At 68.3% G+C, this 18,351-nt stretch carries 19 protein-coding genes and 1 pseudogene; 16 read left to right on the top strand and 4 right to left on the bottom strand.

All coding sequences use genetic code 11. The annotated features are described in order from the left end of the window. Positions 1-140: 140 nt before the first annotated feature. From SBP02_RS02970 to SBP02_RS02945, 6 genes are all read left to right on the top strand, one after another. Positions 141-1,157 carry an ABC transporter substrate-binding protein gene (locus tag SBP02_RS02970; protein ID WP_318644930.1) on the top strand — a complete coding sequence of 339 codons (1,017 nt, stop codon included), beginning with the start codon at positions 141-143 and terminating at the stop codon, positions 1,155-1,157. Between the two features lie 111 nt (positions 1,158-1,268). Next, positions 1,269-1,574, top strand: a complete 306-nt coding sequence (locus SBP02_RS02965) for a nucleotide pyrophosphohydrolase (protein WP_318644929.1) — start codon at positions 1,269-1,271, stop codon at positions 1,572-1,574. Further along, complete coding sequence (locus SBP02_RS02960) at positions 1,571-2,320, top strand: methyltransferase domain-containing protein (protein ID WP_318644928.1); 750 nt, start codon at positions 1,571-1,573, stop codon at positions 2,318-2,320. The genes SBP02_RS02965 and SBP02_RS02960 overlap by 4 nt, the downstream gene beginning before the upstream one ends. Positions 2,321-2,330: 10 nt before the next feature. Further along, positions 2,331-2,930: a DUF4136 domain-containing protein gene (locus tag SBP02_RS02955; protein ID WP_318644927.1), complete on the top strand. Its 600-nt coding sequence runs from the start codon at positions 2,331-2,333 to the stop codon at positions 2,928-2,930. A 12-nt stretch (positions 2,931-2,942) separates the two neighbouring features. Continuing rightward, complete coding sequence (locus SBP02_RS02950; RefSeq protein ID WP_318644926.1) at positions 2,943-3,500, top strand: DUF4136 domain-containing protein; 558 nt, start codon at positions 2,943-2,945, stop codon at positions 3,498-3,500. Between the two features lie 87 nt (positions 3,501-3,587). Beyond that, entirely contained in the window at positions 3,588-4,076 is a 489-nt protein-coding gene (locus SBP02_RS02945) for a GNAT family N-acetyltransferase (RefSeq protein WP_318644924.1), read from the top strand. 4 nt (positions 4,077-4,080) lie between these two features. Here the strand turns inward: SBP02_RS02945 and SBP02_RS02940 are convergent, their stop codons facing one another. Beyond that, entirely contained in the window at positions 4,081-4,980 is a 900-nt protein-coding gene (locus SBP02_RS02940) for a LysR family transcriptional regulator (protein ID WP_318644923.1), read from the bottom strand. A 99-nt stretch (positions 4,981-5,079) separates the two neighbouring features. On the opposite strand from SBP02_RS02940, the gene SBP02_RS02935 reads away from it, so the two are divergent. From SBP02_RS02935 to SBP02_RS02915, 5 genes are all read left to right on the top strand, one after another. Beyond that, positions 5,080-5,952, top strand: a complete 873-nt coding sequence (locus tag SBP02_RS02935; protein WP_318644922.1) for an MBL fold metallo-hydrolase — start codon at positions 5,080-5,082, stop codon at positions 5,950-5,952. Positions 5,953-6,030: 78 nt separating this feature from the next. Next, positions 6,031-6,426, top strand: coding sequence for a DMT family transporter (locus tag SBP02_RS02930; RefSeq protein WP_318644921.1), 396 nt, complete (start codon positions 6,031-6,033; stop codon positions 6,424-6,426). 233 nt (positions 6,427-6,659) lie between these two features. Beyond that, positions 6,660-8,147: a SulP family inorganic anion transporter gene (locus tag SBP02_RS02925; RefSeq protein WP_318644920.1), complete on the top strand. Its 1,488-nt coding sequence runs from the start codon at positions 6,660-6,662 to the stop codon at positions 8,145-8,147. 11 nt (positions 8,148-8,158) lie between these two features. Then, positions 8,159-9,010, top strand: coding sequence for a universal stress protein (locus tag SBP02_RS02920; protein WP_318644919.1), 852 nt, complete (start codon positions 8,159-8,161; stop codon positions 9,008-9,010). Between the two features lie 135 nt (positions 9,011-9,145). Beyond that, on the top strand, positions 9,146-10,267 hold the full coding sequence (locus SBP02_RS02915) for a GGDEF domain-containing protein (protein ID WP_318644918.1): 1,122 nt from the start codon (positions 9,146-9,148) through the stop codon (positions 10,265-10,267). Between the two features lie 16 nt (positions 10,268-10,283). Here the strand turns inward: SBP02_RS02915 and SBP02_RS20845 are convergent, their stop codons facing one another. Together SBP02_RS20845 and SBP02_RS20840 are read right to left on the bottom strand one after the other, a co-directional pair. Continuing rightward, the gene (locus tag SBP02_RS20845; protein ID WP_404824379.1) at positions 10,284-11,012 is read right to left on the bottom strand and encodes a methyl-accepting chemotaxis protein; all 729 of its coding nucleotides are present in this window, start codon (positions 11,010-11,012) and stop codon (positions 10,284-10,286) included. A gap of 135 nt (positions 11,013-11,147) precedes the next feature. After that, positions 11,148-12,170, bottom strand: a pseudogene (locus SBP02_RS20840) (HAMP domain-containing protein); the annotation flags it as partial. A gap of 591 nt (positions 12,171-12,761) precedes the next feature. Between SBP02_RS20840 and SBP02_RS02905 the strand changes: the two are divergent. The 4 genes from SBP02_RS02905 (at position 12,762) to SBP02_RS02890 (ending at position 15,540) form a co-directional block, all read left to right on the top strand. Next, positions 12,762-13,424, top strand: coding sequence for a CsgG/HfaB family protein (locus tag SBP02_RS02905; RefSeq protein WP_318644916.1), 663 nt, complete (start codon positions 12,762-12,764; stop codon positions 13,422-13,424). Positions 13,425-13,444: 20 nt separating this feature from the next. After that, the gene (locus SBP02_RS02900) at positions 13,445-13,807 is read left to right on the top strand and encodes a DUF4810 domain-containing protein (protein ID WP_318644915.1); all 363 of its coding nucleotides are present in this window, start codon (positions 13,445-13,447) and stop codon (positions 13,805-13,807) included. A gap of 9 nt (positions 13,808-13,816) precedes the next feature. Beyond that, positions 13,817-14,491 carry a DUF799 domain-containing protein gene (locus tag SBP02_RS02895; RefSeq protein WP_318646290.1) on the top strand — a complete coding sequence of 225 codons (675 nt, stop codon included), beginning with the start codon at positions 13,817-13,819 and terminating at the stop codon, positions 14,489-14,491. Between the two features lie 257 nt (positions 14,492-14,748). Then, a complete protein-coding gene (locus SBP02_RS02890; RefSeq protein ID WP_318644914.1) occupies positions 14,749-15,540 on the top strand; it encodes a substrate-binding periplasmic protein in 792 nt (263 codons plus the stop codon). Between the two features lie 3 nt (positions 15,541-15,543). Here the strand turns inward: SBP02_RS02890 and pbpC are convergent, their stop codons facing one another. Then, a complete protein-coding gene (pbpC, locus tag SBP02_RS02885) occupies positions 15,544-17,883 on the bottom strand; it encodes a peptidoglycan glycosyltransferase PbpC (protein WP_318644913.1) in 2,340 nt (779 codons plus the stop codon). Between the two features lie 167 nt (positions 17,884-18,050). Here pbpC and SBP02_RS02880 point away from each other — a divergent pair, with 167 nt between their 5' ends. Further along, a complete protein-coding gene (locus tag SBP02_RS02880) occupies positions 18,051-18,344 on the top strand; it encodes a hypothetical protein (protein WP_318644912.1) in 294 nt (97 codons plus the stop codon). Positions 18,345-18,351: the final 7 nt, after the last annotated feature.

Raw genomic sequence — 18,351 nt, 5'->3', positions numbered from 1 at the left:
GCGACAGGATGCTAATAACCAGATCGCATAAATGTGCACTCGGTCTAGGCATGCAGTCCGGCATACTGGTATACCGAATCCCATAATTACAACGCACACCATCCCGGGATGGCTGCACAGCATGACGAGGGAGTTTGGTTATGGGGTTGGCAAGGCCGGTGGTCGTCCTGTTGGGCGCCTTGTGGATGGCAGTTCAAGTCGCGCAGGCCCAGGAGAGCCTGACCTTCGTCAGCTGGGGCGGCTCGACCCAGGCGGCCCAGCAGAAGGCCTGGGCCGAGCCCTTCAGCCGCGCCACCGGCATCGCCGTGAAGCAGGCCGGGCCCACCGACTACGCCGCCTTCAAGGCCATGGTCGAGAGTGGCGAGGTGACCTGGGACGTGGTCGACGTCGAACCCGACTTCGCCCTGCGCGCCGGCCGCGAAGGCCTGCTCGAACCCATGGACTTCAAGCAGATCGCCCAGCCGCAGATCGACCCGCGCTTCGTCACCCTGTACGCCGTGGGCTCCTTCTACTTCTCCTTCGTCCTCGGCTATAACACCGAGCATCTGGCGGCGCCTCCCCAGGGCTGGGCCGCGCTGTTCGACACGGCCAACTTCCCCGGCAAACGCGCGCTGTATAAATGGCCGAGCCCGGGCGTGCTGGAGATGGCGCTGCTGGCCGACGGCGTCGCCGCCGAGCGCCTCTACCCGCTGGACCTGGATCGCGCCTTCGCCAAGCTCGAGCGCATCAAGGCCGAGATCCTCTGGTGGGACAGCGGCGAGGAGTCCCAGCGTCTGCTGACCTCCGGCGAGGCCAGCCTGGGCATGTTCTGGAACGGCCGGATCAACGCCCTGCAGCAGAGCAGCACGGCGATCGGCATCGGCTGGCAGCAGAATTTGGTCAGCGGCGATTTCCTGGTGATCCCCCGCGGCGCCAAGAACGCCGAGGCGGCCAAGCGCTTCCTCGGCTTCGCCAGCAGCCCCCAGGCCCAGGCGGACTTCGCCATGCTCAGCGGCTATGCGCCGGTCAACCTGGACAGTACCAGCCGGGTACCCAAGGTGCTGGCCGACAGCCTGCCCAGCGCCCACGGCGACAGCCAGGTGACCCTGGACTTCAAATACTGGAGCAAGCACGGCGAGGCCATCGCCCAACGCTGGTACGCCTGGCAAGCCCAGTAGGGCTGCAACGCCGGACACCCGGAGCCGTCCGCGGCCCCGGGCAGGGCTCTGGCAGCGGTCGGGAGGCCATGAAACAATGCGCCTCCAGCCGACCGTCACCGCCGGAGCCCCATGGACCTCGCCGAACTCACCGCCCGCCTGCACGCCATCCGCGACCGCAACGACTGGCGGCAATTCCACAGCCCGAAGAACCTGGCCATGGCCGCCAGCGTGGAGATGGCCGAGCTGGTGGAGATCTTCCAGTGGCTCAGCGAGGCACAGTCGCGCCAGCTCGCCCCCGCGCAGCTGGCGCACGCCGGCCAGGAGGTCGGCGACATCGTCCTCTATCTGCTCTTGCTGTGCAGCGAGCTGGGCATCGACCTGGAGCAGGCGGTGCGCGCCAAGCTGGCCGACAGCGAACGACGCTTCGCCCCATGAAGGACCGCCACTTCGACGAGCTGGCCACGCGCTTCGCCGAGAAGATCTACGGCGGCGCCAAGGGCGCGATCCGCCTCGCGGTGCTCCAGGCCGACCTGGCCGAGGCCCTGCCGGACCGCCCGCTGCGCGTGCTGGATATCGGCGCCGGCCTCGGCCACATGGCGCTGTGGCTGGCCGGCCGCGGTCACCTGGTGACCCTGGCCGAACCGGCCGCGCCGATGCTCGATGGGGCCCGCGCGCGCTTCGCCGGCGCCGGCCAGCCGGCCACCTTCATCCAGGCGCCCTGGCAGGATCTGCTCGGCCAGCTCAACCAGCCCTTCGATCTGGTGGTCTGCCATGCGGTGCTGGAATGGCTGGCCGAGCCCCAGGCCATATTGCCGGTGCTGCACCAGCTCACGGCGCCGGGCGGCTGGCTGTCGCTGGCGTTCTACAACAAGGACGCGCTGATCTACCGCAACCTGCTCAAGGGCCACTTCCGCAAGCTGCGCAAGGCCGAGTTCGCCGGCGAGAAGCGCAGCCTGACGCCGCAACGGCCCCTGGACCCGCGCGAGCTGGCGACGCAACTCGACGCACTCTGGCGGGTCGAAAGTCAGAGTGGCGTGCGGGTCTTCCACGACTACATGGCCCCGGAATTCCAGGCCAAGGCCGAGCCGATCGACCTGCTGGAGATGGAACTGGCCTACCGCCGCCACCCCAGCTTCGCCGGCCTGGGCCGCTACCTGCACTGGGTCTGCCGCCCCCGCTGAGGGAGGGACGATGAAGGGCTTAGCCATACTGCTGCCGTGCCTGCTGCTGGCCGCCTGCCAGGGCGCCAATCCTTACCGCGCGCAGTCCCTGCCGCTGCCGCCGGCCCCGGCGCAGGCCGCCCAGCAGCTGGATCTCAGCGCCTATCCGGCAGCCCCGCGCGATTACGCCCGTTACCGCAACTGGAGCTGGCAGGAGGGCCGCCCGCCGGCCGCCAGCGCCTGGGCCAGTGCCGAGCTGCTGCAGGAGGCCCTGAGCAACGCCCTCGACCAGCGCGGCCTGCGCCCGGCCCGTGGCGACGCGGCCGCCGACCTCGAGGTCGGTGTCGAGTTGCGCCGGGAGCAACGCATCCGCCAGGTCATCGACCGCTATGAGGGCTATTACGGGCGCGGCTACTACGCCGACTACCCCGGTTACTGGGGCCGCATGCCCGTGGAGCGCGCCTACCAGATCGAGGTGCTGGTGCTCGACATCACCCTGGTCGATGCCCGCGACGGCCAGCCGGTGTGGCAAGGCCGCGCCGAATTGCCCAGCGCGGGCAGCCAGGCCGAACGCGCCGACGCCCTGCGCGCCGCCTGCCGGCGCGCCCTGCAGGGTTATCCACCGGCCTGAGGAGGTTCGCTTATGCGTCCGTACCTGCTGTTGTCGCTCGCCCTGCTGCTGGCGGCCTGCCAGACCAGCCGCCTGGACCGCGACTTCGACCCGAACCGCGACTTCGCCGCCTACCGCAGCTGGAGCTGGCAGGAACCGGCGGTGCGCTACCGGCCCGACGACCCCAGGCTCGACAGCGATCTCACCGAACAGCGCCTGCGCGCCGCCATCGCCGCGCAACTCGAACAACGCGGCCTGCGCCAGGCGGCCGCTGGCACGACCGGCGACCTGCGGGTGCAGACCTGGCTGATAGTCGACCAGCGCCAGCAACAGATCAGCACCCACTACGGCGGCGCCTGGCACGGCCACTGGGGCGGTTTCTGGGGCGGCCCGGGCTATGTCGAGACACGCACCCTCGACTATCGGGTCGGCACCCTGCAGATCGACCTGTTCGACGGCCGCGACGGCCGGCTGGTGTGGCGCGGCAGCGCGGCGCAGAGTCTGGGCGAAGGTTCGCCCAGCCCGGCCGAGCGCGCCGCGGCGCTACGCCGGACGGTGGCCGAGGTGCTCGGCCAGTACCCGCCGCACTGAGACCCGGGCCGCGCATCCACGCCGCCGGCGCGACAAGCGGGCGCGGCGCTGCTATGAATGGGGTCCCTGCGCACAGGAGCCCCAGCGATGCCGCCATCCCCTGCCCTCGACCACCGCCCGGCCTGCGCCGCCGACCTGGCCGAGGTGGTCGCCTTCCCCCAGAACGCCTTGGAACTGTTCTTCGCCTATCCGAAAGCCGACTGGCCGCTGAGCGTCGCCCAGTTGGCCGCGGCCATGGCCGAGCGGCGTGACAGCACCGTGGCCCTGCTCGGCGAGCGGGTCGCCGGCTTCGCCAACTTCTACCAATGGCAGCACGGCGACTTCTGCGCCCTGGGCAATCTGCTGGTGGCGCCCTGGGCCCGCGGCCAGGGCGTGGCCCAGTACCTGGTGGCGGTGATGGAAGGCCTGGCCCGCGAACACTTCAAGGCCAAGCGCATGCGCGTGTCCTGCTTCAACGCCAACAGCGCTGGTCTGCTGCTCTACCCTAGGCTCGGCTACCGAGTCAGCGGGCTGGTCGAGCGTCGGGATCCGCACGGCGGCCGGGTGGCGCTGCTGCAGTTCGATAAAGCGCTGTAATTACTCAGCGGTCCCAATCCGGCTGCTCGGCAAACCGCTCAAGCAAAAAATCCAGCAAGGCGCGCAGCGCCGGCGGCATCTGCCGGCGGGTGCCATAGAGCGCATGGATGCCCAGCTCCTGGGGTTGGTACTCGGGCAGCAGCCGCACCAGCGTCCCGGAACGCAGTAGCCCGGCGACCGAGTACAGCGGCTGCATACTGATACCGGCATCGGCCAAGGTGGCCTCGAGCAGCACCATGGACTCGTTGGCGCTGAAGTTGCCGCTGACGGAGACGGCGAAGGGTTCGCCGTCACGCTGGAACTCCCAGATGCTGCGGCCGAAATAGGCGTAGCTCAGGCAATTGTGCTGCGTCAGATCCTCAGGCCGCTGCGGCATGCCATGGCGCTTGAGATAGACCGGCGTGGCGCACACCGCCGAGCGGCATACCGCGAGTTTGCGGGCGATCAGATTGGGATCGAGTTGATTGGTGATGCGCAGCGCCAAGTCGACCCGCGCCTCGACCAGGTTCACCGCCTGGCTATCAATCAGCAGATCGAAACCGACCTGGGGGTACAGGCCGATGAATGCGTTGAGCTGGTGCACCAGCCAGGCCTGGGCGAAGGATTGGCTGCAGGCGATACGCAGGTTGCCGCGCGGGGCGATATCGCTGCCCGAACTGATGCCCTGCATGGTTTCGGCCACCGCGAGCATTTCCCGACACTGCGGCAACAGCTGCTCACCGATACCGGTCAGGCTCAGTTTGCGCGTACTGCGGTGCAACAGACGCGCGCCGACCCAGGCTTCCAGCTCGGCGAGGTAGCGCGAAACCATCGCCCGCGACATCTCCAGCGCCTCGCCCGCCGCCGTTTGGCTGCCCCTGTCCACCACTTCGACAAATACCCGGGTTGCCGTCAGCCGATCCATTATTCGCTCGATATACGCAATAAACATGCGCAGTTTAAGGGGGTTTTTGCACCAATTAAAGCAACTAACATTCCTCCCACCACTTAAACGGAGGTCCACATGTCCATTACCCATATCGTTCGCCAGCTTGCAGCTGGCGCCGTCTTGCTCGCCGGCGCCAGCGCCGCCCTGGCGCAACCGCTCAGCGTCGAGGTGTACAACCCAGGCGAAAGCGCCATTTTCCCGGTTACTTCGACGCTGATCAGCGGCGAGCGCGAAGTGATGTTGATCGACGCGCAGTTCTCCAACCGCGAAGCCCAGCAACTGGTCGAGCGTATCCAGGCCAGCGGTAAAACCCTGACCACCATCTTTATCAGCCACGGAGATCCGGATTTTTACTTCGGCCTCGACACCCTGACCCGCGCCTACCCCGAGGCCAAGGTGCTGGCAACGCCAGAAACCGTCGCCTATATCGAGAGAACCCGCGCGCCCAAGCTGGCGTACTGGGGGCCGATCCTCAAGGACAGTGCGCCGCAGCGCACCCTGGTGCCGCAAGCCCTACAAGGCGATAGCCTGACCCTGGAAGGGCAACGCCTGCAGTTGATCGGCCACGACCCCAAGCACACCAGCCTGTGGATCCCCAGCATCAAAACCGTGGTCGGCGGGGTGCTCACCTACGCCAACATTCATCCCTGGATTGCCGATGCCCAGAGCATTGAAGCGCGCCAGTCCTGGCTCAAATCCCTCGACCAGCTCGAAGCCCTGCAGCCGACCATGCTGATCCCCAGCCACTACTTGGGCCAGCCCAAGCTGAACCTGGATGACCTGCGCTTCACCCGCGACTACCTGCTCACCCTGGAAGCCGAGCTGCCGAAAGCCAAGGACAGCCAAAGCCTGATAGCGGCGATGAAAGCCAAGTACCCGGCATTGCTCGACGCCAGCAGCCTGGAACTAAGTGCCAAGGTGCTCAAAGGCGAGATGCAGTGGCCCTAACGCCCTAGAGTCGAAGAGCTGACCAACCAGACAAACATTGCGGCATAACCTCGCCCCTTGCCGATGTAGGATGCCGCAATGCCCGCCCCGATCTGGAGGTTGCTCGCCCGCCCCTTCGTCGCCGGCACCTGCCTTCCGCGGAAAACCGCCACCAACGGCCAATTGGCCAAGCAGGTGTCCGGCACCCTCAGCGCCGCGCTGATCTCCTTCCTGGTCGGCCGCCTGGCGCAGCTCATGGCCCTCCCAGCGCGAGCCGCCCAGCCTCGCCGCGCCCAAGAGCTTGAGCTGGTGGCACTGACGCGGCGACCTGCTCGCGCCTTCTTCCTCTTCGCCGCCTTCGCCGGTCCGCGCCTTGGCTCCCTGCAGCTGAGGGCATTGAGCCTACCCGGCCAGCCGGGCATGGCCCTCACCATCTCGGATGGGTCAGTTATCGTGAGGCGCCACTCAGCCTTGGCGAGTGCGCCGGGCTGCTGATCGTCGCCGACATCTAGCTGATCCGCCGAGGCCGGGCGAGTGCGGGCCGGCCCCTGGCGTGCTAAGGTACGCGGCTTTTTTGTGCCCAAGGTTCTATGCCGGTCGCCATCTGGCCTGCGACCCACGGAGCCCGCCCAGACGCCCGACTGCCCTATCCACCACGGCAAGGGGCCGCTCGGCTGCCTTGTCGTCAACCTCGATCCGCCCCGCACGATCACCACCCTGGAATGCCCATGCTGCACAGCCTGAAACAAACCTGGTTATTCAACATCCGCGGCGACGTGCTCGCCGGCCTGGTGGTCGCCCTGGCGCTGATCCCGGAGGCCATCGCCTTCTCGATCATCGCCGGGGTCGATCCCAAGGTCGGCCTCTACGCCTCCTTCTGCATCGCCGTGGTGATCGCCTTCGTCGGCGGCCGCCCGGGGATGATCAGCGCCGCCACCGGGGCCATGGCCCTGGTCATGGTGACCCTGGTCAAGGAGCACGGCCTGCAGTACCTCCTGGCCGCCACCCTGCTCACCGGGGTGCTGCAGATCGGCGCCGGCTACCTCAAGCTCGGCAGCCTGATGCGCTTCGTCTCGCGTTCGGTGGTCACCGGCTTCGTCAACGCCCTGGCGATCCTGATCTTTATGGCCCAGCTGCCGGAACTGACCAACGTCACCTGGCACGTCTACGCCATGACCGCCACGGGCCTGGCCATCATCTACCTGTTCCCCTATGTGCCCAGGGTCGGCAAGGTGATTCCCTCTCCCTTGGTGTGCATCCTGTCGATGACCGCCGTGGCCATGCTCATGGGCCTGGACATCCGCACCGTCGGCGACATGGGCGAGCTGCCGGACACCCTGCCGGTATTCCTCTGGCCCGAGGTGCCGCTGACCTTCGAGACCCTGGCGATCATCTTCCCCTACGCCGCCGCCCTGGCCGTGGTCGGCCTGCTGGAATCGATGATGACCGCCACCATCCTCGACGACCTGACCGACACCGGCAGCGACAAGAACCGCGAGTGCAAGGGCCAGGGCGTGGCCAACATCGCCTCCGGCCTGCTCGGCGGCATGGCCGGCTGCGCGATGATCGGCCAGTCGGTGATCAACGTGAAATCCGGCGGCCGCGGCCGTCTGTCGACCCTGGTGGCCGGCGCCGTGCTGCTGCTGATGGTGGTATTCCTCAGCGACTGGGTCAGCCAGATCCCCATGGCCGCGCTGGTGGCGGTGATGATCATGGTGTCGATCGGCACCTTCAGCTGGGACTCGATCCGCAACCTCAGGACCTTCCCGCTGTCGACCAATCTGGTGATGCTGGCCACGGTGGCGGTCACCGTCTATACCCACAACCTGGCCTACGGCGTGTTCGTCGGCGTGCTGCTGGCGGCGCTGTTCTTCGCCAACAAGATCGGTCACTTCCTGTACATCGACTCCGAAATCGACGCCGCCGGCCGCCGCCGCAGTTACAAGGTGGTGGGCCAGGTGTTCTTCGCCTCTGCCAGCAAGTTCGTCGGCGCCTTTGACTTCAGGGAAGCCCTTGATAAGGTCAGCATCGACCTGTCGCGTGCGCACTTCTGGGACATCACCGCCGTCGAGTCCCTGGACAAGGTGGTGCTCAAGCTGCGCCGCGAAGGCACCGAAGTCGAGGTCCTGGGCCTCAACCAGGCCAGCGCCACCATCGTCGACCGCTTCGCCGTGCACGATAAGCCGGATGCCGTCGACAACCTGATGGGCCACTGAGGAGCAACCCCATGAGCCACGTAATGGCCTGTATCGACGCCTCCCCGGCCGCCCCGGCGGTGTGCGACTACGCCGCCTGGGCCAGCCAGCGCCTGGGCGCGCCGCTGAGCTTCCTGCATGTGCTGGACCAGGTGCAGTACCCGCAGCGCAGCGATCTGTCCGGCACCATCGGCCTGGGCAGCCGCGAACACCTGCTGGAAGAGCTGGCCGAGCTGGACGAGAAACGCAGCAAGCTGGCCCTGGAGCAGGGCCACCTGATGCTCGAGGCGGCCAAGGCGCGCGCCGCGGCCGCCGGCATCGCCGATGCCCAGCTGCGCCAGCGCCATGGCGAGCTGGTCGACAGCCTGGCCGAGCTGCAGCAGGACATCCGCCTGCTGGTGATCGGCCGCCAGGGCGAGGCCAGCGCCAGCCTCGGCCAGCAGGTCGGCAGCCACCTGGAGAACGCCATCCGCACCCTGGCCCGACCGATCCTGGTCAGCTGCGGCGCATTCCAGGCGCCGCAGAGCTATATGTTCGCCTTCGACGGCAGCGCCACCGCGCGCAAGGGCATCGAGCTGCTCGCCGCCAGCCCCCTGCTCGCGGGCCTGCCCTGCCATCTGGTGATGGTCGGCGCCGACACCAACGATGCCTGGGAGCAGCTCAAGGCCGCCGAACGCTCCCTGCAGGGCTCGGCCAGCGAGGTCCGCCTGGCGATCCGCGCCGGCGAGGTCGAGCCGACCCTGCACGCCTACCAGGCCGAACACGGCATCGACCTGCTGGTGATGGGCGCCTACGGCCACTCGCGGATCCGCCAGTTCCTGGTCGGCAGCACCACCGGCCACCTGCTGCGCTCCAGCGACAGCCCGCTGTTGATCCTGCGCTAAAGAGCCCCCCTGTCCCGGCCGAGCCTTCCGGGTTCGGCCGGGACAGCAGCCCCAATGCGCCGAACAGGCAATTTGGCGCAACGCCCACAGCAGAAACGCTATGCTCTAACTCGGCTGTTTTTGCGATCCCTTGCCATGACCCACAGCGAGCTCCCCAAAGACCCCGCGGCCTTCGCCCTCTGGCGCCAGGCCCAGGACATTCGTGCCCGCTCGACACTGGCCGGCATCTACTACCTGATTGCCTGGCTGCTCGTGTGGTTGATCAGTGGCGAGCCGCGCGAGCAGTTGGCCCTCGGCCTGGCCGGCTGCGCCTATTTCGGCGGGCTGCTGCTGCTGCGCCTGGCCCATCGCCTGCCGACGCAGAACAACCGACAGATCCTGCAGCTATGGCTCGACCGCCAGTGGACCCTGATCCTGCTCGGCGCCCTGGGCTGGGGGCTGGCCCTGGGCTGGACCCTGTACAACGAGGACTTCGCCGGTTCGCGGGTCATCGCCATGATGGCCACCATCGCCTTCAGCACCGCCAGCGTGTACCACCTGGCCATGCGCAGGTACCTGTCCCTGCTACTGCTGCCCCTGCTCTACCTGCCCGGTCTGCTTGCCCTGGCCCTGGACTGGCAGGCTCAACGGGGACACTTTATCGCCCTGCTCGCCTACCTCAGCTACCTGGTCTTCGCCCTTGGCCGCAACCGCGAGATCTATCGAAGTCACCTGGAGCTGGAGCTCAAGCTGCTGGAGCAGCAGCAGAGCCTGGAACAGCTCAGCCGCACCGACAGCCTGACCCAGTTGGGCAACCGCTATCAGTTCAACAGCCTGTTCCCGGTGATGGTGGCCAACGCCCACCGGCAGAACGAGCCGCTGTCCCTGGTGCTGCTGGACATCGACTTCTTTAAGCGGATCAACGACGAACACGGCCACGCCTGCGGCGATGCCTGCCTCAGCGCCTTCGCCGAACGCATGCGCCAGGTGTTCCGCCGTGAGAGCGACGCCCTGCTGCGCCTCGGCGGCGAGGAGTTCGGCGTGCTGATGCCCAACACCCCGCTGGAGCAGGCCAAGCTCCTGGCGGAGAGCTTTCGCCAGGAACTGGCACGCCAGGGCTTCAAAGTGCAGGGCAACAGCCTGCCGCTGACCGCCAGCCTCGGCGTCGGCTGCTTCGCCCCGGAGCTCGACAACAGCGCCGAGGCCTTCTTCAAGCGGGTCGACGCGGCGCTCTACCTGGCCAAGGACGCCGGGCGCAATCGCCTGGCGCTGGCCTGAGGCCACGCCCTCATAGCTAGAGGCGGAAGCTGCCCATCTGCTTGGCCAGGTCCTCGGCCAGGCCGCGCAGGCTCTGGCAATCCTCGCGGCAAGCCAGCACTTCGCCGGCCGTGGCATGGGCCAGGTCGGCGATGCCCTGGACGTTGCGGTTGATCTCCTCGGTGACCGACGACTGCTCCTCGGTCGCCGCCGCCACCTGGGTGTTCATGTCGCTGATCCGCTCCACCTGCTCGGTGATGGCGCCGAGGGACTGGCCGGTGCGCTGGCTGGCCTGCACCCCGGTGCCGGTGGCGGCCTGGCCGGCGTGCATGGAGCTGACTGCGGTTTCCGCCCCCTGCTTGAGGCGCTGGATCATCTCCTGGATCTCGTCGGTGGAGCTCTGGGTGCGACTGGCCAGGGTGCGCACCTCGTCGGCCACCACGGCGAAGCCGCGCCCCATCTCCCCGGCCCGCGCCGCCTCGATGGCGGCGTTGAGCGCCAGCAGGTTGGTCTGCTCGGAAATGCCGCGGATCACCGCCAGCACCTGGTCGATCGACGCCACCTGGTTGGCCAGCTCGCCGACCGCCTCGGCCGCGCCGCCGATGTCGGTGGACATGCGCTCGATATGGGCAATCGACTGCCCGACCACCTGGCGCGCCTGCTGCGCCTCGTCCCGGGCCTCGTGGGAGGCCTGGGCGGCATTGCTGGCATTGCGCGCGATCTCCTGCACGGTGAGGCCCATCTCGTGCACCGCGGTGGCCACCATGTCGGTCATCTCCTGCTGGCGGCCGGCGCGCCCGGCGGTGTTCTCCACCACCTGGGCGACCTGGCCGACGGCGCCACGCAGACGCTCGCTGGTGGCCAGCACGTCGCCGATCAGGCTGCGCTGGCTGGCGATGAAGCGGTTGAAACCACGGGCCAGGTCGCCCAGCTCGTCGCCCCGCGACTCGTCCAGGCGGCGGGTCAGGTCGCCGCCGCCGCCGCCGATCTCCACCAGGGCGGCGGTGACCTGGCGAATCGGCCACACCAGGCCACGGGCCAGCAGCACCACCAGGCCGAGGAACAACAGGGCCACGGCGACGCCGATCAGACTGCTGGTGAACATGGCCTGGCGCGCCTCGGCGTAGATTTCCGCCTCGGGAATCTCGCTGACCAGCAGCCAGTCCAGCGCCTGCAGCGGCTGGGCGATGGCCAGGAAGGCTTCACCATCGCGCTCGAAGCGTAGCGCCTCGCGCCCCTTGCCGAGCAGCCCGGCGGCCGTATCGGCGCCGACCAACTGCGTCAGCTCGCGACTGTCGTTGAATGCCGACTGCGGGTGCACCTTGACCCGACCGTCGGCGCTGACCAGGTAGACCCGCCCGGCCTCGCCGAAGCGGAAGTCGCGGATCATCTGCGACATGGCGCCGAGGCTGAAACCCAGGCCCGCCACCCCCAGGGTCTTGCCGCCCACGGCGACCCGCTGGTTGATGAACAGGGTCGGCTGACGGCTGCTCTGATCGATGTCGATGTCCAGCGAGCGCTCCTTGCCGCTGTCGACGAAGCCGTAGAACCAGGCGTTGTCCGCCGGGCCACGCTGCAGGGTGCGCTGGAGTCCCTCGCCGGTGAAGTAGTTGCCGCTGTCGAGGCTGACGATGAAGGTGGTCAGGGCCTTCTGCTGTGCCTGCACCCCGCCCAGGTAGCGGGCGAAGGCCTCGCGCCGGGCGGCGTCCTCGCCACCGTTCAGCCAGTCCGCCACCAGGCTGTTCTGGGCGATGCCGCGCGCCGCGGTGAGCGGCTCGGCGAGCACCCGCTCCAGGTCGTTGCGGATCGCCAGGACGCTCGCCGGCAACGCCTCCTCGACCAGGTAGCGCTCGGCCAGGCGGTTGACCAGCGCCGAATAGATGGCCACCACGATCAGGATGCTGGCCAGCAGGGCCGCCCCCATGCTGAGGATCAGTTGCCACTGAATGCTGCGTTGCCAGAGGCGCATGGAGAGTCTCCCGTTGTTATTGTCGAGATACAGGCAATTTTTTGGATACAGCATTGTGCACGATAAATCGAGCCATGACAGCCTTGCTCGGTTATCGACCGTAGGCCACGGGAGTTAAGCCCCTCATGAGCCGAGCCGACGTGCGGTGCAGTGCCCTCCCTGGCGAGGGCCGGGGCCGATGCCGGATGCAGTCGAGCCAAAGGCCACCGGCAAGCGAGAACCAGCGCACAGAGGGCGTAGCGCAACAACCGCTGGCCAGTGGCCACTTGGCCCTGGTTTTTGTAGACTTCGCCCGCCTCGCCAGGGCTGGACCGGTGGCCGCCATAAAGTTGGCCCCTCCCCAGGCACCTGCACGCGAATACAGCCGATCAGCCGCATTCCAGCTGTTGGCCGGGACAAGGATTCCAGGGTCATGGATGCACCACAGGCGTTTCCCCCGCTTCATCACGCCGCAGCCCCCTCGCCGCGCCCACGCCACGGGCCGTGGCGCACGCCCCTGCCCCTGGGCTCGAGCACCGCTAAATCCCCTATCACGAGAAACTTCCCATGAAGAAAACGGTACTGGCCGTCAGTCTGCTCGGCCTGCTGGCCGGCTGCGCCACCGAGCAATCGCGCACCCTCGAAGTCGCCAAGGTGACCTCCGCCCATAGCACCTACCAAGGCACCCGCAGCCCCATCGCGGTGGGTAAGTTCGACAACCGCTCCAGCTACATGCGCGGCCTGTTCTCCGACGGCGTCGACCGCCTCGGCGGCCAGGCCAAGACCATCCTGGTCACCCACCTGCAACAGTCCAACAGGTTCAACGTGCTGGACCGCGACAACCTCACGGAAATCGCCCGGGAAAGCACCTTCGCGAAGAAGCACCAGCAAGTGCGCGGGGCCAATTTCGTGGTGACTGGCGACGTCACCGAGTTCGGTCGCAAGGAAGTCGGCGACCACCAGCTGTTCGGCATCCTCGGCCGCGCCAAATCCCAGATCGCCTATGCCAAGGTCAACCTGAACATCGTCGACGTCACCACCTCCGAGGTGGTCTATTCGGTCCAGGGCGCCGGCGAGTACAGCCTGTCCAATCGCGAAGTCATCGGCTTCGGCGGTACCGCCAGCTATGACTCCACCCTCAACGGCAAGGTCCTCGACCTGGCCATCCGCGAGGCGGTCAACAACCTGGTCTCCGGCGTCGACACCGGCGCCTGGCGTCCGGCGCAATAATCTCCAGGGAAGGACTGCATATGCCCCAACAGAAACAGCCATACGCCGCCCTGCTCGCCCTGGCCGCGGCCACCCTGCTCGGTGGCTGCGTCAGCCAGCCCAAGCCGCTCTATCACTGGGCCGGCTATCAGGAACAGGTCTACGCACACTTCAAGAACGACGGCAGCGGCCCGGAGCAGCAGATCGCCGCCCTGGAAGCCAGCCTGCAGGAGGCACGCGCCCAGGACGCCGTGCCACCGCCCGGCTTCCATGCCCACCTCGGCATGCTCTACGCCGAAGTCGGCAAGGCCGATCAGGTCCGCCAGCAATTCGAGACCGAGAAGACCCTGTTCCCCGAGTCCGCCCCCTACATGGACTTCCTACTGCGCAACGCCGAGAGATAACCCGCCATGATGCGCTTCAACCCCTGCAAAGCCCTTGCACTGCTGCTGTTGGCCGGCCTGCTCGGCGGCTGCGCCACTCCCACGCCCTACGACTACAGCGCGTTCAAGCAGAGCAACCCGGCCTCCATCCTGGTGCTGCCGCCGGTCAACCGGTCGCCGGACATCAAGGCCAGCTATAGCCTGCTGTCCCATGTCACGCTGCCCCTCGCCGAAGCGGGCTACTACGTCCTGCCGGTGGCGCTGGTGGACGAGACCTTCAAACAGAATGGCCTGATGAACGCCGACGAAATGCACATGGTGCCACCGGCCAAGCTGCACGAGATCTTCGGCGCGGATGCCGCCCTCTACATCGAGGTCAGCGAATACGGCAGCAGCTACAAGCTGGTGACCAGCGAAGTCGCGGTGACCGCCAACGCCAAGCTGGTCGATCTGCGCAACGGCCAGCTGCTGTGGGAAGGCAGCGCCCGGGCCAGCTCGGCGGAGAACCAGAACAACAGCGGCGGCGGCCTGGTCGGCATGCTGATCACCGCCGCGGTCAATCAGATCATCAACACCCTGAGCGACCGAGGCCACGAGATCGCCGGCATCACCAGCCAGCGCCTGCTGACCGCCGGCACCTTCAACGGCATCCTCCCCGGCCCTCGCGCGCCACAAGCCATGCGCGACCAGCTGACGGCGCAGTAACACACGCCCTGACAGGCGCAGAACGGCGCAAGGCCGCTCTACGCCTGTCAGGAGCTCGCGCAGAAGCAACCGACTACCCCCTCCCCCTTCCTCATCGCGACAGTTGACGACAGGCCATGCATACAGTCACAGTCACCACTCGTACACACAGCAGCCCGAAAGGGACTCGGCCCCTGCTTCTGAGATTCATACCGGGATAGGCACGCCTCGATTCGCTGGAGTCACGCGGGCGGGCCGGGCACCCAGCCGGGCACTTCATGAAATCGACCCTTGCATGTTTTCTTCTGGCGCTCTGCCTGGCCTCGGCGCAGGTGCAGGGCAGCCAGCACATCAAGGTCTATGCCTACCACCTCAAGCCCCCCTTCATCGTCGACTTGCAGCAACGCCAGGGCCTGTATTTCGACTTCTCCGACTACCTCAACAGCAAGGGCGACGCCTACCGCTTCGAAACGCTATACCTGCCGCGCAACCGTATCGAACACGAGCTCGACCACGGACACCTGGACGGCGTGGTGATCGGGGTGAATCCGCTCTGGTTCCAGGACCCGGCGCAGGAGAAGTTCCTCTGGACCCCGAGCCTCTACCAGGACCAGGACGAGATCGTCTCCCTGACCGGGACTGGCCTGAACTACCGCGGCCCGGAGTCGCTCAGCGGCCTGCACCTGGCCGGCGTCCTGGGCTTTAGCTACCACGGCATCGACGACTGGGTCGCTGCCGGCAAGATCGAGAGGAGCGACACCCCAGGCGAGCGCGAGGTGCTGCTGATGCTACTCAAGGGCCGCGTCGACGTCGGTATCGTCAGCCGCTCGACCCTGGACTACCTGGTCGAACGCGAAGGCTGGCAAGGCCTGTTCCATGTCTCGCCGACACCCCACGACCGCTTCGCCCGCCGCCTGCTGCTGCCCCCGGGGCAAGAGGCCCTGTACCGCTACCTGCTGCCGATCCTCGAGCACCTGCCCCACGATCCGGCCTGGCAGGCCATCCTCGAGCGCTATGCCGAGCCGGCCAATGCTCCTGGCTCGAACATCGGGCTGCCGCTGACCGACTAAGGGCTAGTCGCCGACCCGGAAACCCACCTGGGCCGTCTGTCCGCCCTCGTCCAACACGCTGAGCTGGTAGTGGCCGGCATGCCGGAAGCTGTGGCTGAAGCGGGCTTCGGCGCCACTCTCGCCTATCGGCCGACCGTCGAGAAACCACCAGCGCCGGCCGTTGCCGCCCAGGGTCGACAGGCTCAGACGCAGGGGCTCGGCGCTACCGGCGGGGCGCCTCAGGCGGTCGCCGTCGCGCACCCCGACTATCACCAGCGGCGCGACCTGGCCGAGCCGGTGCGGCGGGCAGCTCGGCTCCACCGCGGGCAGGCGCGCACTGCGTCGTTCGCGGCGCGGCAGCCAGGGCTCCAGCGGCGCCGGCCACAGGGCGATGACGCGGGGCTCTGCGCCCGGACAGCCGGCATCCACCCGACGCCCCGCGGCATTGACCCAGATCGTTTCCGACAGCCCCAGGCCCAGGGGTTGTTCCGTCGCCTGCAGGGTCGGCGGCGTAGTGCCGGCCAGGGTCCAGGCGAAGCGCTGGCGCCGGCAGTTCGGGTCGGCCTTGTCCAGGGGCTGGCCCAGGGGCCAGCAGATCGCAGCCACACCGACCTCGTCCGGCTGCGGGTCGGCCGGCAGGCCGATGCCGCGCTGGCTGTCCCGATTGGCCAGCAGGTCGTGCACCTGCAGCAGCAGCGGCGCGGCCGAGGCCAGGCCGAACTGGCCGGGCACCGGGGTACCGTCCGGGCGACCGATCCACACGCCGATCAGGTGCCGAGGGCCTATGCCTATCGCCCAGGCATCGCGAAAGCCGTAGCTGGTGCCGGTCTTCCAGGCCAGGGTCGGGCGCTGCAGCAGCTGCGCCCGGGCATCGCGGTCCGGCCGCGCCTGGCCTGCGAGGATGCGCCGTACGATCCAGGCCGCACCGGGCGACAGCAGGCGCCGCTCCCGCAAGGCATCGCCGGGCTGAAAGCGCGGACGCGCGGCCCGGCCGCCGCGGGCGAAGGCGCTGTAGCCGCCGACCAGGTCCTCCAGACGACTGCCGGCACCGCCGAGGATCAGCGCCAGGTTCGGCTCGGCCAGCGGCGGCAGGGCCAGGGGCACCCCGACATGCCGCAGTTCGCCGGCGAAACGCTTGGGCCCATAGGCTTCCAGCAGCTGCACCGCCGGCAGGTTGAGCGAGCTGGACAGCGCCTGGCTGGCCGACACCGCACCACTGAAGCCGGCGGAAAAATTGCCCGGGCGATAGTCGCCATAGCGCCGCGGCACGTCCTGCAGCAGCGACTCGGAATGGATCAGCCCGGCGTCCAGGGCCATGCCGTAGAGGAAGGGCTTCAGGGTCGAGCCCGGCGAGCGCAGCGCGGCGATCATGTCGACATGGCCGAAGCGCGCGGCATCGCCGATATCCACCGAGCCCAGGTAGGCGCGCACCGCCATGCTCGGCTGCTCGACCACCAGGATCGCCGCCGAGGTACGCTCCGGCAGGCGTGCCCGCCAGCCCAGCAGCAGGTCCTCCAGGCGGCGCTGCAGCGCGGCGTCTATCGTGCTGCGGATCAGCGCCGGGCTGCCGGGGCGGTTCAGCCGCCGCGCCAGCAGGGGCGCCAGTCGCGGCTGGCGGCGCGGCGCCAGCAGCACCGCCTCCTCCAGGGCATCCTCGACCGCCCCCCGGGGCCACACGCCGAAGTCGACCAGGCGCGCCAGCACCTTGTCGCGCGCCGCCCGGGCCCGCTCGGGGTGCCGATCCGGGCGCAGGCGGCTGGGCGCCTGGGGCAGCACCGCGAGCAGGGCCGCCTCGGCGCGGGTCAGGCTGGCCGGCGACTTGCCCAGGTAGCTCCAGCTGGCCGCCGCCACGCCCTGCAGGGTGCCGCCGAACGGCGCGCGGTTGAGGTAGAGCGTGAGGATCTCGTCCTTGGACAGGTGCCACTCCAGCTGCGCGGTGCGCCACAGCTGCTTGAACTTGCCGGCCAGCGAGCGGGAATGGGGATCGAGCAGGCGCGCCACCTGCATCGACAGGGTGCTGCCGCCGGACACCACCCGCCCGCCGGCCAGGTTCTGCCAGGCGGCCCGCGCCAGGGCCAGGGGGTTGACCCCGGGATGGCGGTAGAACCAGCGGTCCTCGTAGGTCAGCAACGCCTCCAGGTAATAGGGCGACACCTCGTCCGGGCTGACCGGGTAGCGCCACACGCCCTCGCCATCGGCGAAGCGCCACAGCGGCGTGCCGTCCTCGGCCAGCACCACCCGGGCCTGGTCGTCCCCGGGCAGGGGCAGCGGGAACAGGCGGTCGGCCGCCCACAGCAGCGCGCCGAACAGCACCGCGGCCAGCAGCCAGCACCGCGACCGGGTCCAACCACTCAGGCGCGGCATGCCGGGCTCCCTGGCCATAGGCGGTGCCGCGTCCGCAGCCCCACGAACCGCCGCGCCGACGCGCCAAGGCAGGGCGAAGCCTGGCACACTAGCGGCCATTCGCGACGAGGCTGCGGGCGGCAATCCGGCCGACGTCTGCACTTCACCAGGCTCATGGGAACGCTTGCATGCATGTAGAAGGCTTTTTCGAGTGGCTCGGCCAGGCCCTCGGCACCCTGATCCGCTTCGTCGTCGAGGCCTTGAGCGGCGTCTTCGGCGTACTCGGCGACGCCGTCAGCGGCTTTATCAGCGGTCTGTCCAAGGCCCTGGGCATCACCCCCTCCTTGCTCGGCATCCTGGTGCTGGTGATCGGCCTGCTGTTGCTCTACGCCGCCGTGCGCGCCTTTCTGCGCCGCGCCATCCTCATGGGGGTCGTCTGGCTGCTGCTGGGCCTGTGGCTGCTCGGCGGCCTGATCGGCTGACTCGGCC

Source organism: Pseudomonas benzenivorans, assembly GCF_033547155.1.
GTDB lineage: Bacteria > Pseudomonadota > Gammaproteobacteria > Pseudomonadales > Pseudomonadaceae > Aquipseudomonas > Aquipseudomonas benzenivorans_B.
Note: the sequence above shows the minus strand (reverse complement) of the source record. Positions and strands in the feature narration are given on the sequence as shown.